The following is a 13629-nucleotide window of genomic DNA, read 5'->3' on the forward strand; positions in this document are numbered from 1 at the left end:
GCCGATCCTCGCTTCTGGCGCAAGGCGGTCTCGGCGACCTGCGTCGTGGCTACCCGACGCGTAAGCTATATTTCTTATCGACGATTGGTGGCGCTGCGACGAGCCGAACGGTCCATTTGGTCGCAGACGCATCCATTACGATTGACTTGACCGATCCCGTGAGCGTCTGGCCATTGAGCTGAAGCGCGCGCGGTAACCCATGGTACTGGGCCAGCCGAGCTCGTCTGGCTTCGACGAAGTCGGTGATTTCGATGACCTGCATATGCGCTCCAGATTGGATGCGGTACTCCAGACAAGGTCCGCAGCTAACAGAGGTAGCATTGCATGGTTAACGAAACATCGTGCCTGCAAGCAACTCTGACGCCGGCGGCAGCTCAACGGGCGGAATTGACATCCAGACTTTAGGGCCGCGGATGAGCGCCCTTGGTCCTTCATTGTCGCAAATCAGCCACTCGGTCTCGTCCCAGATCACGAGGCAAGGGAATTCCTGAGGCAGCTTTTCCTTGTTGCCCCTTATCCAAGTCCCGCCGGCAACGATGATCCGCTCATCATTCTTCGGTGCGGTGCTGATCGGCTGCCAACCTTCGCTCATTCTGTAGATCCTTCGACAAAGTCCGTGCGAATCAAGCGCGCGGTGACTCAGTTAGAGGGAGGGAGACCGGAGCGCCACAAGGAACTCGCGGTGAATGCAGCAGATATCCACGGCAATGGTGACAATCATCCCTTTCGCGTGCCGGAATACGGCGGGTTCGCGAATTTGATTGACCGCGGCAGCGATGAGCGCATGGTTGAACGATGCCTTTCAAACTCATCCCGGACGTCAAGTCGAAGCAAAGAGATTGCTGGTTGATCCTCGAATTTAGTGGAGAGCCGATTTCCCTGTCGTTCGACGATGCAATCGAGTTCAAGATTCAGATCAACCACATTCAGGAAACGGCAAGACCTAATGATCGCAAGATTGTGAGCGAAGTCGCGAACTGGTCGGCTCAAGTCGTTCCGAACTCGGGCGGCTTCGGGATCGTCTTTGAACATTCGCCGACGTCGACAACCAAGCTTTGGCTCAATGTGGATCAAGCGATTCGCTTTTCTGCAGAACTCCAGAAATTCATCGATATCGCCGGGAGCCGAAGTTGAAGGGATTTTGGCTGGGTCACGTCGAACTGGTGCTGGCTGGTGTGAAGTACGAAGCCCGGTATGAAATCGTAGATGAAATGATCCATCTTTCGGTCGTTGACGAGCTTATGGTGGTCGCGGAACCGCTGCCGGGAGCGACGTATGAAGAGAGTGCTCTCCATGCACTCGAGCAATTTGCTACCGGCAACACCGTTGCGCGATACTGACGTCGAGACGCTGCTTGCCGGAGTCGCATCACTCGGCAGCGAATTTGCCCGCGTCGGTCGCTTCGTAGGCGATATCCGTTTTGTTCATGATCACGGGCGATAGCCAGCCAAGATCGACGAGGCGCTGATACCTGGTCCGATCAATATTGCCGGCGGTGTACTTTGCGCCTCCATGCGAGACGATTTCCCGGATCAGTTCGAGGTCTTCGTGATTCATGATTCTTGACTCTGAAATCGGAGGGAGTTCGTGCCATCGCAGGACATCAAGGCTCCATTGCCGCCAGCAGGCTTTTTATATCGATCGTTGCGATATTCGAGTAGCTGTCCGAGATCGCATAGGGAAAGATGATCCTGTCGCCATGGCGCATTGCGCCGCATGTGTAGACCACATTCGGGACGTAGCCTTCGCGCTCGGATGGTGCAGGCCGGAGCAGAGGCTCGCGCAGGCGCCCTAATATCTTCGTCGGGTCGTTCTTGTCGAGAAGTGCTGCTCCGATCGAGTATTTGCGGACTGGACCAACCCCGTGTGTCAGCAGCAGCCATCCCTCATCCAGTTCTATGGGCGATCCACAATTGCCGATTTGCACGAATTCCCAGGGGGCGGCAGGCGTCAAGATCGCTGTGCCGCCATCCCATGTGTACAGATCGTCCGAATAGATCAAATAGAGGTTCTCGTTGTCCTGTCGCGCGATCATCGCGAACCGGCCGTCGATCTTCCGGGGAAAGAGCGCCATTCCCTTGTTCTGGGCTGCGGTGCCGCGAAGGGCAGAGAAGCGAAACGAGACGAAGTCGCTCGTCTCGATGATTTCCGATCGGATCGCACGCCCGCTATATGCGGTGTAGGTCGCGTAGTATGTGTCTTTTTCGGCGTCGCTGAATTTGACGAAGCGCGCATCCTCAATGCCGTTCGATTGCGAGGCTGTGATCGGAAAGATGACCCGTTCGCTGATATCCTCGCCGCGGTCGAATATGACGTCGATATCCTCGCCGTTCGGACCAGAGCCAAGGCGGCGCACCATTGGGTTTGATGCGAGACGGGCCGTCGGATCGATGCTGACCATGCCATCGTCTGCTATAAGGCCCGTCCGGAATGTCAGCGACGAGATATGGCCTTCACCGACCGCGCGCAGGCTGAGAATGAAGCGAAGAGCACCACTGGCCAATCCGGACTGATCAGGGTGAGGTACGATGCTGGGATTGAACAGCGCCGACGCCTCGAACGAATATTCGCTCAGGAAGTAAGCCCCGACGAGCTGACGCTGGACCGCGTTGAACTGGGTGTGGTCCCGAAGCGCGTCCTCCATATCATCCGCACGGGCTTCGAAGGTCTGAAGCAGATTGCGGTGACGGCCCAGAAAATTCTCCAACACATCCGCCAACTGCGCCTCTGCCGTCGGCGCGTCCAGCGCGAGGATCCGATCGACAATGTGATTGGCGCGGGTTTTATCCGTCGGTTTGAGATCGCGCGGCTCTGTGGCGGGCTTGAAAGGGCGGACGATGACGCGTGATGCGTCCGGCCGGAGGTACAGCATCTGGCGATCAAGTAAGGGAGATTTGGCGGACACAGGAATCTCGATCAGTGAAAAGGTAAGGGATGGTCGTCAGGCCACGCGCGGGGCTGACCTTGATTGGTCCTCGGCGATACGGGCCATATGCCGAATTTCGGAAAGCCCCAGCAGGTACGAAACGACGGATTCGCCGCCCCGATTTTCATTGGCGCGGTCGGGATGCAGCCCATCACGGCAGCTTCCAGTTTCCAGGTCGACGAGTGGAATCGACAGGTCGTTGCTTCCCAGAAACCAGGCGAATGCCTTGGCGGCTTCTGCCTTCCATTCGGGATCCCGGTCGGCTCGCCACGCCGCGAGAGAAGCCGCGATCGTCGCGGCCGCCTCGACCGGCTGTTGGTCGAAATTGCGGGGTTGCCGTCGGACGTCGTGAAATCCTTCGGTTCCGACTGGCCTGAATTGCCCGCTGGCAGAGGTCTGCTGTGCCAGCAGCCAGCGCAGGCTTCTCAGCCCGGCGTCCAGGTAATCCTGTCTCCGCAATGCTGTCCCGGTGATGATGAGGGCCTGGGAGAGCCTTGCATTATCATAGGAAAGCCCTTCCTCGAACCACACCCAATCGGCGGTCCCGGCCTTCTGGAAAAGGGCGAGAAGCTTGTCAGCGAGCAACGCCCGGATTGTCTCGGCGCGGTCATCGTCGGCGACGGCCGCGCAATACGCATCCAGTCCCAAGAGCGTGAATGCCCAGGCGCGCGGGGAAAGAAATTCTTCGACTGCCGGCAGCGCTTCAGAGAATAGTGATGCCGCCCAGGTGCGCCGGGACCTGTTGGCGTCTGAAAGGACACAAACGCCAAGGGCCCAGAGCGTACGGCCGTGGCTGTCCTCGGATCCGCTGTCTTCCAACCAGCCGCGATCGAAGGCCATGAAGTTCCGAAATCGATGCGTCTGCGGGTTCCAGGCATGTTGGACGAATGCAGCGAAACGCGATGTCAGCACCTCCGACAGGCGCAACTCGCCCGGAGTGTTCAACGCGCATGCCAGCAGCAAGGCGCGCGCATTATCGTCGATGCAGTAGCCGTGCGAGCGGTCAGGCACTGAATGGACCGCATGCTGGAACAGCCCGGTGTCGTCGCACATCGACAGAAAATGACCAACCTGCATTTCCGGCGGCGCACGACTGTCACGCAGTAGCGTGGTCGTGTCCGACTTTGCGATGGTCCTGAGCCTGTGACGGCGACCAGCATTCTCGAAAACCGAAATATATCGTTCGGCTGTGCGCTCCCACGTCATCGAGCGGCTGCTGGCATAGGCACGCTTGCGCATCGCCTGGCGCAGGGGCGCATTCGTCAAGATCTTCTCGATCTCGAAGCCGATCGCGTCAGCGTCTGAAAACGGGACGATGATGCCCCGACCGTCTGCAAGAAGCTCACGCGCATGCCAATAGGGCGTCGAAACCACGGCCTTTCCCAGCCCGAAACTGTAGGCCAGAGTGCCTGACGTCATCTGGACTTCATTCAGGTATGGCGTGACGTAGACATCGCACATGGAGATGAAGTCGAGCAGTGTGTCCTGGTCGACAAAGCGATCGAGGAATTGAACGTGATCGGCAACGCCTATGTCGCGCGCCCTTGCAATGAGGCTCTCGCGATAGGCCTCCCCCTCATCCCGCACCAGATTCGGATGGGTGGCGCCAAGCACGACATAAACCGCATTGGGGCAGGCATTCAGGATGGAAGGCATCGCATCGATCATGAATTCGATGCCTTTGTTGGGCGACAGCAGTCCGAACGTCAGAATGACGGACTTGTCGGCGAATCCCAGTTTATTCTTGGCGTTGTCGGGCTCGACGAATGCGAAGTCGGGTATTCCATGGGGAATAACCTCGATCTTCTCTTCAGCGATCTGATAGACGGTCCGCAGCAGCTCCCTGCCCTTCTCCGCCATGACCACAACCTTCGAAGACAACTCGATGATCCTGGTGAAGACGTCCCTTTGAATCGTGCTTGGCTCCGCAAGAACCGTATGGAGGGTCGTCACGATCGGCATCTTGAGCAGCGAGAGCAACGGGACGATGTCGCCTCCTGCTTCACCGCCGAAAATGCCGAATTCATGCTGTAGTGACACGACGTCGAAGCGGCCTGCATTGAGGAACTCGGCGGCGCGGATGTAATCGTTGATCAGACCATCATTGATCTGAATTCCGACGCTCGTCGGATAGTCATAAAAGTGACCATGATCGGTCATCGCCACAATGACCGTTTTGTAATCCGCTCGCGAAGCTGCGACTGCGCTCTGCAAGTCGGTGGTGAAGGTCGCAATTCCGCATCGGCGTGGGAGCGAATTTCCAATAAATGCGATACGGTTGAACACCGTCAATCTGCAGCCTCGTTATGTGATGGGACAGATGCCGAAACGACGAAATGCGCGACGCGGCATAGGCCGCGGCACTTGACGCTATTTCGTTCGGATCATTGAATTAAGGCACGGCCAAGCACGGCCGCTAACGCTTATGATCAAGCGTGCGCCCTTTATTTGGGAATAGCCATCATTATCTTTGACCGAGGCGCGATGTGCCGCAGCAACAGCGAACAGGTTGAGATAATAAAACCCTTCATCAGGCCGCAGCGTGCTACTGCTCCTGTACACACACGGGAGCACGAAATGGCCAAAGGTAATCGCGAGACCAAGAAGCCGAAGAAGGTTGCGGTAAAGACGATTGCTGCTGCTGAAAGCATCAAGAGCGGTGGCCCGAAGATGATGCCGGCGCTCGGTGTCGCCAAGAAGAAGTAGCAGGAGCATATTGCGAGATAGTCGCTGGTTTTCGTGCAGCGACTTCGCATCTTCCCGACGACGTTCGTTATTCGCAAAATCGCGAGATGAAAAATCTTGAGGATCAAGGGAAGTCGATGTCCAACAAAGCTACGATTCGAGACGCTTATGGCATTCCGGCTATCTTTGCAGGATCCAAAACCGGTCAAGAGGACGCGCCCTTCGTTTTCATCAATGTCGGTGGCGAGGAACGTCGAATGAGAGCCGCCGAGTGGGACGCTCTACCAGCTTGGCTCGGAGATCGCCCGTCCTGGGCGATGAAGAGTTGATCTGATCAAGGCGTTTGCAGCGCCGAATTTCTGAAGCAGATTTGAATCGCTTGGACGCTTCTGAGCAGAGATGGACCGCGCGTGATAGCAATCTCTAAATCGAATCCGATCGATGGTGGTCATCAGCGAGTGGCGTTCGACATCCGTTACGGAACACGACGTATCTCATGCTCGCTCACCACCAATTTCCAGACCAAAGAACTGGCGAAGCGGTACTTTTACGCCAATAGGCCCCTGATCGAGCAAATGGCGCGCAATCAGGTCGAGCAGCGTGGCGCTCTCAACGGCGAGGTCAATCTTGAAATCGCATGACGATCAGGACGCGTCTTGAAAACGCTCCTTTCCCGACACGACCTCGAACACGCAGCGCTTCTGCAGATCCGTAGTTGTTACGGCTGCGCAGACGTGACGTCCGTTCTCGTCGATGAAATCGCCGACCCTCGTTTTGAAACAAACTGGTCAATTCTATCGATTAAACGGGCAAGCGATGTTCAACTGCGGCTTACAGCAGAGTTGCATACCGTGCGGGCAATTGACGGGACGCAACAAAGGCTTCGTAAGCTCTACAACCTTCGGATTGACTGATTTTCAACGTCCGTACATACGTCATCAAACTTGCTTGTCAGCCTCCGATGCAAAGCGAACGGTCCACTTTGAGGGGGCTCGCGTGAAAGGGCTTGGCCATTCTCGCGATCTAGCGAGGCGCCCCAAGCGGTTACTTGTTCAGCGAACCGACTGGTATATCCAGAGTGTAAGTAAATCCCGAGGGGGGATAGGCCAGGCGCACGGTGCCGCTGAGTTGCTGTCCCAACGATTCCATCATGCGGGTGCCAAAGCTGCGGCGGCTGGGCGGATTGACGAGCGGACCGCCGGTCTCGATCCAGCTGAGAGACAGTTTTTCCGACGCCTGGTCGATCTTCCATTCGATCTTCACAAAACCGCCCGGATCCGACAGAGCTCCGAACTTGGTGGCATTGGTGCAGAGTTCGTTCAGGGTCATCGCCAGGGCGATCACCGCGCCGGATGCGAGCTCAATTTCCGGCCCCGAGATGGCGAAGCGGCCCACCCCCTTGTTGTCGTATGGCTCAGTGGCATTGCGAATGATCATCGCAAGACCAGCACCCGCCCAACTGACCTGCATCAGCAGGTCATGCGCTCGGCCGAGAGCAAGAAGTCGCCCCTCGATGGCCTGCTGGGCGTGCCGCACGCTGGTGGCGGTCCGCAGGCTTTGCGACGCGATCGCACTCACGGTTGCGAGGGTGTTCTTGATGCGGTGATGCAATTCGCCCAACACAAGCTTTTGTAACTTGTCAGCCGCCTCGCGCTCCTTGGCGTCGATGCCCGCCTGCGCGAGCAGGAGCTTCGCATCTATCCCGGCTTGCTCGAGTAACAGTCGCAGACTGTCGTTCTCCGCCACCAGATTTTCCTCGACAATCGACTGGCCTGCCCGCGTCGGATGAGCAGCCGGGCCAGCCTCTCCAGAGACGACCTTGAGGGCGCCTGTGCCGATCATGTCCTGCAGTTCGGCGATCATCTGTTCGCTGTCGATGGGTTTGCCGAAGAAGCGGCTGTCTTTCGGCTTCTCATCGATCGACGGATTTATCTGACCCGAGACGAGAATGATCTTGATGTCGGGCCATCGCTCATGAACCGCGTGAGCCAGTTTCAATCCATCGATGCTACCGGGCATCTGGATGTCCGAAAACAGCAGCGAGATGTCGGATCGCGCTTCAAGCACGCTGATGGCTTGGTCGGCATTTGTCGCTTCGATAGCCGTGAAGCCTGCGTCCTCGACAATGTCGACGGCGCGCATACGCAGCACCATCTCGTCTTCGACGACAAGCACGTTGGTTTTGTTCTGGGATGGCACCAAGGCTGCTCCGGTCAAGGCGGGAGCATTACGGGGCTCTCAGTCACCGAGCGCCTGTTCGTAGGGCGGTGATCTCGCGAGAGTACCGGTTTCGGTATCTGCTGTCGAACTAATCCGCCGATCTAATCCGCAGCGTCAGGCGTTACCGCGGGGAACTTACTATCAATTGGCGAATTGGCCTGGGTCCCCCCGCAGTTGCGCCGGTGACGAGGTAACCATGAAACTCATCATTTGCGAGACATCGCTGCAAGAACTGCAGCGATTGACTGCGCTTGCCCGTGCGACGAACGATGTTGTCATACGTGCCGACTACTATCGGCTGGCGGAGCGTTGCCGGGAGCATATCAAGGACGGGCTAGCGCCGTTGCGCTTGTCCAGGTAATCGTCAGGCATCGCCTTATCCTTCATTGTTCATTGCGCAGTGCCGACACTACGGACAGCACTGCGAGCATTCGCAAGGCGGCATCGCAACCTCAGCTCTGATGCGGGCCTTGCATGATCTTCATGGCATCCTTCACGTGGCGCCACTCGTTGGCTTCTTCCAGCTGACCTTTTTGCTCGCATGTCAGTGCATTCTGAGCGGCATGAGCGATGGCCACGGCGCCGTGCCGATCAAGCATCTGCCGGGCGATGGTGTGGACTTGAGTCTCGGACATCATTTGCTTTCTCCTGATTTTTCCCAGCCAAGGAGAACCAATCCGGCTGGAACCGAACCGGCCGATATCTTTGAAAACGGTGGAACAGCCCATCTCGTTCCCGGAAAACCAACCGGCCAAACGAGAAAGGGACATGATGAAGTTGCCAGTCCGCGATCAAGCAAAGCATTGTGCACCGCAAATCAATCATCCGATGTTAAACATCGGATGATTGCATTCATTCCAAAAACGTGAGATAGGCCACTGAGCAAACAAGCGGGGAAAGAACACTCGTGGCACGAAGTCCTACGAAATCGCTGGAGCGGGGAAGCAAGCCAGGCCGCATCAATTCGGTCTTGACCACGCTCGGCTGCGAAATCGCGCAGGATATTATCCCGATTGGCGCGACCCTCCCCCCCGAGCCGGAATTGGAGGCGCGCTTCGGTGTCGGGCGCGGCGTCATCCGGGAAGCGATCAAAACCCTCGCTGCGAAAGGAATGGTCAGCGTCCGTCCGCGTTACGGTACGCACGTTTTGCCGCGCCGCGACTGGAGCCTGCTCGATCGCGATGTGCTGGGATGGCTGGTCGGCGGCGGCGAACCGGACCGCGATCTTCTGATGGCGATTCAGGAAGTCCGACTGATCATCGAGCCGGCAGCAGCAGCGCTCGCGGCAACGCGGAGCACCAAGCAGGACAGGTTGCGCATCGAAGCCGCGCTGGTCGGCATGGAAACCTCGCACGATCAGGAAAGCGCCATCAAGGCGGACAAAGCATTCCACCTCGCCATTCTGGATGCGACGCATAACCCTGTGTTGCAGGGTTTTCGCGGCGCCATCGATACCATTCTGAGCGCGGTGTTTCTTGTCGCGGTCGGCAGCCCCGGCTGGTTCGAAGACAATCTGCCAAATCACGCGGCCGCGGCGCGCGCGATTTCCGCGGGCGACGCAAAGAAGGCCAAGACCGCCATGGAACAGGTGCTTGGCTACACGCAATTCAAGCTCTCGAAGCGTCGCGCGACTGCGACGCCTGAAGGCATAACGCGGGTCTCAACCGCGACGGCGAAAAAAAGAAAGAGGAAGCCCCATGTATCGTGACATGATTGGATCGACGCACGTCCTTGCATCGCCGGAAATCGCCGTCGTCGCTATTCCAGAGGATGAGCGCGTCTGGGTGCCGCAGGCGCCGGATGTCTGGTTTCGTCCGCTGATGCTGAACACACGACAGGGGCAGTGGTGCAATCTGCTGCGCGTGCGACGCGCCGGCGTATTATCGCGGCATCTGCATCCCAATCCGGTGCATGGCTTCGTGTTGCGCGGCAAATGGTTCTACCGCGAACACCAGTGGGTGGCGACGGAAGGTTCCTACGTGTTCGAGCCTCCGGGTGAGATCCACACGCTGGTCGTCCCAGAGGACGTTTCCGAGATGATCACCTTCTTCAACATCCAGGGATCGATGCTGTATCTCGATGAGAACAACAAGCACGTCGGCTATGAGGACGTCTTCACCAAGATCGATATGTGCCGCGCCCACTACGAGTCCGTCGGCCTTGGCCGTGACTACGTCGACCAGTTTGTGCGCTGATGGCAGACGGTGCCAACATGATCGAGGAGATTCCGTCGGCCGCATGGGCGTCGATCTGGTATGCGGGAAAACGCGTGCTGGTGACGGGCGGAACGTCAGGGATCGGCGCGGGCCTCGCGCGCGGCTTCGTTGAGGCCGGCGCGGAGGTCATCGCGACTGGCGTGAATGCTGCGGAGATCGAGCGGGCGCGTTCGGATTCGGTGCTGCGCGAGGCTCAGGCGCATCAGCTCGACGTTCGCGACGACAGCGCGATCAAGTCCCTTGTCGGCTCGCTCGGCGAACTCGACGTGATCGTCAATTGCGCCGGCGTCATTCGTCGCAGCGAAGAACTCGACCCCGCGGTTTTCCAGTCGGTGGTCGATATCAATCTCAACGGCACCATGCGGATGTGCACCGCCGCGCGGCCGCTGCTGGCACGCTCCAAAGGCGCGATCGTCAATCTGGCATCCATGCTGTCGTTCTTCGGCGGCGGTCTCGTTCCCGGTTATGCCGCCAGCAAAGGCGGTATTGCACAACTGACGAAATCGCTGGCGATCGCCTATGCGAATGACGGTATTCGCGTCAACGCGATCGCGCCTGGCTGGATCGCCACGCCGCTGACGACCGATCTGCAGGCCAGCCCGGAACGCAGCCAGGTCATTTTGGGGCGTACGCCCTTGGGCCGTTGGGGCAAACCATCGGACCTCTTGGGCGGCGTGCTCTATCTGTGCTCGCCGACGGCATCTTTCGTGACGGGGACGATCCTCGTCATCGACGGCGGATATGCCGTGACGTGACCAGGACGGCGGCGAAGTGCCGCCGTTCGCAGGCGAGATTTGAGTACCAAACTGCGGAGCCGAGAGCCTCGCAGAAAAAAACAAAGCGGCCAGAACGCTGGTCAAAGGGAGGTCGCGTGCTCGTTGCGCCCGGTCAAAAAGTGCGATCCCGCGTCGCCTGGCGCGGCATGAACTCGCTGGTGGGCGCAGCCTTGTTCGTGGCGCCCTTGCTGGTGCTCGTCGCCATCTGGGCGATCGTGGTCCCGCTGTTCAATGTCAATCCGCGGATTTTTCCGTCGGTCGGCTCGGTGGCCGAAGCAGCGGTTGCCGCGATCGGCGATGGCTCGCTCATCCGCCATATCGGCGCGAGCATGCTGCGTGTCGGACTGGGCACGTTTCTCGGCGTGCTCGTCGCTGTTCCGCTTGGCATCGCCATGGGCGTGAGCCCTGCGGTCTCGGCGTTCCTGACACCGCTGTTTCGCTTCTTCTCCGTGCTTGCCGGCATCGCCTGGATACCGATCGCAACGTTGTGGTTCGGCTACGGCTTCGGCGCCATCATCTTCGTGATCTTCAACGCGGTCTTCTTTGTGGTCGCCTACAACACGCTGCTCGGTGTCTCCACCATTCCGATGACGATCCGCAATGCGGCCGCCTCGCTCGGTGCCGGACGATGGGCGTTGCTCACCGAAGTGCTGCTGCCGGGTGCGCTACCCAATATCGTGACAGGCGTGCGGACCGGGCTCGGCTTCGCGTGGCGCGGCCTGATCGCGGCGGAGATGATCGCGACCAATGTCGGGCTTGGCTACATGCTGTTCGTCGCCCGTGATTTCTATCGCACCGAAGTGATCGTGCTCGGCATGATCGTCATCGGCGTGTTGTGGCTGCTGATCGACCGGTTGCTGCTCGCTCCCCTGGAACGCGCGACCATCGAGCGATGGGGACTGGTGAGGCGCACATGAATATTGCACTGAAATTCTGGAGCGGTTACGTGCGCGCGACGCATCGGTGGCCCATTATCGCGACCATCGTGCCGTTTATTCCCGTGGTGGCGATCTGGAGCATTGTCGCCAATTCAGGCATGTTTCCGCGCGCCTTCTTCCCGGCGCCGGTGGATGTGATGCGGTCGTTCATCTCGCTCACCTACAAGGGAATTCTGCCGGACTATCTGCAGGACAGCCTGATCCGGCTGCTGTTCGGCGCATCCATCGGCGTCGCGCTGGGTATTCCGCTCGGCATCCTGATCGGTTCCAGCCGTCTCGCCCATCGCATCTGCTGGCCGGTGTTGCTGTTCTTTCAAGCCATCGGCGATATTGCGTGGCTGCCGATCCTGCTGATCTGGTTCGGCTTCGGCCTCACCACCATGACGTTCGTCATCGTCTACACCGTGCTGTTCCCGATCGTGCTGAGCACCGTGCTCGGCGTGCAGTCTGTACATCGCGATCTGGCCCGTGCGGCGCAGAGCCTCGGCGCTTCGCCGATGCGGGTGCTGTGGGAAGTGACGCTGCCCGGCGCCTTGCCGAACATCATTACCGGCCTGCGCAATGGCCTCGGCTACGGCTGGCGCGCGCTGATCGCGGTCGAGATCATCGTCGGCACCAGCGGCATCGGATTCATGATGTTCGATGCACGTCGTGCCGGCTCAACGGTCGAGATCCTGCTCGGCATGATCGTTCTCGGCACTCTTTGGTACATCGTCGATGCTTGGATCCTTGCGCCGATCGAGCGCGCAACGGGCCAGCGGTGGGGATTGGTTACGTCATGAAAACGCTGTCGCTCAAAAATCTTCGCAAGACCTATTTCGATCCCTATGCGGGATCGCAGGTCACCGCTGTCCAGGACGTCTCGCTCGACGTCGAGCAGGGCGAATTCGTCTCCGTCGTTGGTCCCTCCGGCTGCGGCAAAACAACGATCCTGAACATGATCGCGGGCTTCATCCCCTATACGGGTGGTGAAATCCTGATCGACGGCAATCTGGTCAAGGGACCGGGACCGGATCGCGGCGTCGTCTTCCAGTCGTTCGCCCTCTTCCCGTGGAAGACCGTGCTGGAAAATGTCGGCTTCGGCCCGAAGATGCGTGGCGTGCCAAAGGACGAGCGCGACCGCACCGCGCGGGAATATCTCGCGCTCGCCGGCCTCTCGCATGCCGCGGATCGCTACCCGAACGAACTATCCGGCGGCATGCAGCAGCGCGTCGGTGTCGTCCGTGCGCTGGCCAACAATCCGGCCGTGCTGCTGATGGACGAGCCGTTCGCCAGCGTCGATGCGCAGACCCGCATGACACTCCAGGAGGAGCTGACGCGTATCTGGCAGGAGCGCAAGCCGACCGTCATCTTCATCACACACGATGTTGCCGAAGCCGTGTTTCTTGCGAACCGCGTCGTCGTGCTGTCCAAGGGCCGCGTGCTCGATCAGATCAAGGTCGATCTTCCACGTCCGCGTGTCTGGGATCAACTGATCGAGGATGAAACGTTCAAGCGCCTATCGGCGCAGGTGCTGCAAATGGTGCGGGCCGCATGAGTATCGCGCGAGATGTCATTCGTTCGACACGCGGGCGTGTGGTGCTCGCTGTCATTGCCGTGTGGGCCGCGTTTCAGGGCTGGTTGAGCATCGAGGCGCCGGGCAAGATCTCCAAAGAGCTCGCCGGTGCATCCGACAAGGTCAATATCCAGATCGATATGCCGTTTACGCCCGAGCGTTTTCACGTTCTGGCGTTTCAGAAGTATGGGCGGATCGCCGGAGCCGACGATCATTCCATCGGACTAAGGGGTGTGAAACGAACGGACCTCAACGCGGTTGCCCGGCCTTACTGGGTCACGAGCGTGGGGCCAATCAAGGAGGAGGACTGATT

At 59.0% G+C, this 13629-nt stretch carries 19 protein-coding genes; 12 read left to right on the forward strand and 7 right to left on the reverse strand.

Annotated features, from left to right (window positions below):
- Window positions 1-49 precede the first annotated feature (49 nt).
- Together AB8A33_RS20470 and AB8A33_RS20475 are read right to left on the reverse strand one after the other, a co-directional pair.
- Window positions 50-262 carry a hypothetical protein gene (locus AB8A33_RS20470; protein WP_439094414.1) on the reverse strand — a complete coding sequence of 71 codons (213 nt, stop codon included), beginning with the start codon at window positions 260-262 and terminating at the stop codon, window positions 50-52.
- Between the two features lie 66 nt (window positions 263-328).
- Complete coding sequence (locus tag AB8A33_RS20475; protein ID WP_439094416.1) at window positions 329-592, reverse strand: hypothetical protein; 264 nt, start codon at window positions 590-592, stop codon at window positions 329-331.
- A 203-nt stretch (window positions 593-795) separates the two neighbouring features.
- Here AB8A33_RS20475 and AB8A33_RS20480 point away from each other — a divergent pair, with 203 nt between their 5' ends.
- Both AB8A33_RS20480 and AB8A33_RS20485 read left to right on the forward strand, forming a co-directional pair.
- The gene (locus tag AB8A33_RS20480) at window positions 796-1134 is read left to right on the forward strand and encodes a hypothetical protein (protein ID WP_439094417.1); all 339 of its coding nucleotides are present in this window, start codon (window positions 796-798) and stop codon (window positions 1132-1134) included.
- Window positions 1131-1340, forward strand: a complete 210-nt coding sequence (locus AB8A33_RS20485) for a hypothetical protein (protein WP_439094419.1) — start codon at window positions 1131-1133, stop codon at window positions 1338-1340. Before AB8A33_RS20480 ends, AB8A33_RS20485 begins: the two co-directional genes overlap by 4 nt.
- 28 nt (window positions 1341-1368) lie before the next feature.
- On the opposite strand, the gene AB8A33_RS20490 is transcribed toward AB8A33_RS20485, so the two are convergent.
- The 3 genes from AB8A33_RS20490 to AB8A33_RS20500 all read right to left on the reverse strand — a co-directional run bounded on the left by AB8A33_RS20490 (window position 1369) and on the right by AB8A33_RS20500 (window position 5218).
- Complete coding sequence (locus tag AB8A33_RS20490) at window positions 1369-1557, reverse strand: TenA/THI-4 family protein (protein ID WP_439094421.1); 189 nt, start codon at window positions 1555-1557, stop codon at window positions 1369-1371.
- Window positions 1558-1603: 46 nt separating this feature from the next.
- Window positions 1604-2872 carry a glycoside hydrolase family 130 protein gene (locus AB8A33_RS20495; protein ID WP_439094423.1) on the reverse strand — a complete coding sequence of 423 codons (1269 nt, stop codon included), beginning with the start codon at window positions 2870-2872 and terminating at the stop codon, window positions 1604-1606.
- Window positions 2873-2941: 69 nt separating this feature from the next.
- Complete coding sequence (locus AB8A33_RS20500) at window positions 2942-5218, reverse strand: glycosyltransferase family 4 protein (RefSeq protein ID WP_439094425.1); 2277 nt, start codon at window positions 5216-5218, stop codon at window positions 2942-2944.
- 285 nt (window positions 5219-5503) lie between these two features.
- On the opposite strand from AB8A33_RS20500, the gene AB8A33_RS20505 reads away from it, so the two are divergent.
- Window positions 5504-5632, forward strand: coding sequence for a hypothetical protein (locus tag AB8A33_RS20505; protein WP_439094427.1), 129 nt, complete (start codon window positions 5504-5506; stop codon window positions 5630-5632).
- 437 nt (window positions 5633-6069) lie between these two features.
- A complete protein-coding gene (locus AB8A33_RS20510; RefSeq protein ID WP_439094429.1) occupies window positions 6070-6252 on the forward strand; it encodes a hypothetical protein in 183 nt (60 codons plus the stop codon).
- Between the two features lie 403 nt (window positions 6253-6655).
- Here the strand turns inward: AB8A33_RS20510 and AB8A33_RS20515 are convergent, their stop codons facing one another.
- A complete protein-coding gene (locus tag AB8A33_RS20515) occupies window positions 6656-7810 on the reverse strand; it encodes a sensor histidine kinase (RefSeq protein WP_439094431.1) in 1155 nt (384 codons plus the stop codon).
- 217 nt (window positions 7811-8027) lie between these two features.
- On the opposite strand from AB8A33_RS20515, the gene AB8A33_RS20520 reads away from it, so the two are divergent.
- Window positions 8028-8192 carry a hypothetical protein gene (locus AB8A33_RS20520; RefSeq protein ID WP_439094433.1) on the forward strand — a complete coding sequence of 55 codons (165 nt, stop codon included), beginning with the start codon at window positions 8028-8030 and terminating at the stop codon, window positions 8190-8192.
- 91 nt (window positions 8193-8283) lie between these two features.
- Here AB8A33_RS20520 and AB8A33_RS20525 read toward each other — a convergent pair whose 3' ends face one another.
- Window positions 8284-8469, reverse strand: coding sequence for a hypothetical protein (locus AB8A33_RS20525; RefSeq protein WP_439073929.1), 186 nt, complete (start codon window positions 8467-8469; stop codon window positions 8284-8286).
- A gap of 269 nt (window positions 8470-8738) precedes the next feature.
- Between AB8A33_RS20525 and AB8A33_RS20530 the strand changes: the two genes are divergently transcribed.
- From AB8A33_RS20530 to AB8A33_RS20560, 7 genes are all read left to right on the forward strand, one after another.
- Complete coding sequence (locus AB8A33_RS20530) at window positions 8739-9539, forward strand: FadR/GntR family transcriptional regulator (RefSeq protein ID WP_244528344.1); 801 nt, start codon at window positions 8739-8741, stop codon at window positions 9537-9539.
- Entirely contained in the window at window positions 9529-10026 is a 498-nt protein-coding gene (locus AB8A33_RS20535) for a 2,4'-dihydroxyacetophenone dioxygenase family protein (RefSeq protein WP_231077871.1), read from the forward strand. Before AB8A33_RS20530 ends, AB8A33_RS20535 begins: the two co-directional genes overlap by 11 nt.
- On the forward strand, window positions 10026-10802 hold the full coding sequence (locus AB8A33_RS20540; RefSeq protein WP_439094435.1) for an SDR family NAD(P)-dependent oxidoreductase: 777 nt from the start codon (window positions 10026-10028) through the stop codon (window positions 10800-10802). Before AB8A33_RS20535 ends, AB8A33_RS20540 begins: the two co-directional genes overlap by 1 nt.
- A gap of 116 nt (window positions 10803-10918) precedes the next feature.
- Window positions 10919-11740 carry an ABC transporter permease gene (locus AB8A33_RS20545; RefSeq protein WP_439094436.1) on the forward strand — a complete coding sequence of 274 codons (822 nt, stop codon included), beginning with the start codon at window positions 10919-10921 and terminating at the stop codon, window positions 11738-11740.
- Window positions 11737-12543, forward strand: a complete 807-nt coding sequence (locus AB8A33_RS20550) for an ABC transporter permease (protein WP_120288669.1) — start codon at window positions 11737-11739, stop codon at window positions 12541-12543. The genes AB8A33_RS20545 and AB8A33_RS20550 overlap by 4 nt, the downstream gene beginning before the upstream one ends.
- Window positions 12540-13298, forward strand: a complete 759-nt coding sequence (locus tag AB8A33_RS20555) for an ABC transporter ATP-binding protein (RefSeq protein WP_092138834.1) — start codon at window positions 12540-12542, stop codon at window positions 13296-13298. The genes AB8A33_RS20550 and AB8A33_RS20555 overlap by 4 nt, the downstream gene beginning before the upstream one ends.
- On the forward strand, window positions 13295-13627 hold the full coding sequence (locus AB8A33_RS20560) for a hypothetical protein (protein WP_092138836.1): 333 nt from the start codon (window positions 13295-13297) through the stop codon (window positions 13625-13627). The genes AB8A33_RS20555 and AB8A33_RS20560 overlap by 4 nt, the downstream gene beginning before the upstream one ends.
- Window positions 13628-13629 lie beyond the last annotated feature (2 nt).

The organism is Tardiphaga sp. 813_E8_N1_3 (assembly GCF_051811025.1).
GTDB lineage: Bacteria > Pseudomonadota > Alphaproteobacteria > Rhizobiales > Xanthobacteraceae > Tardiphaga.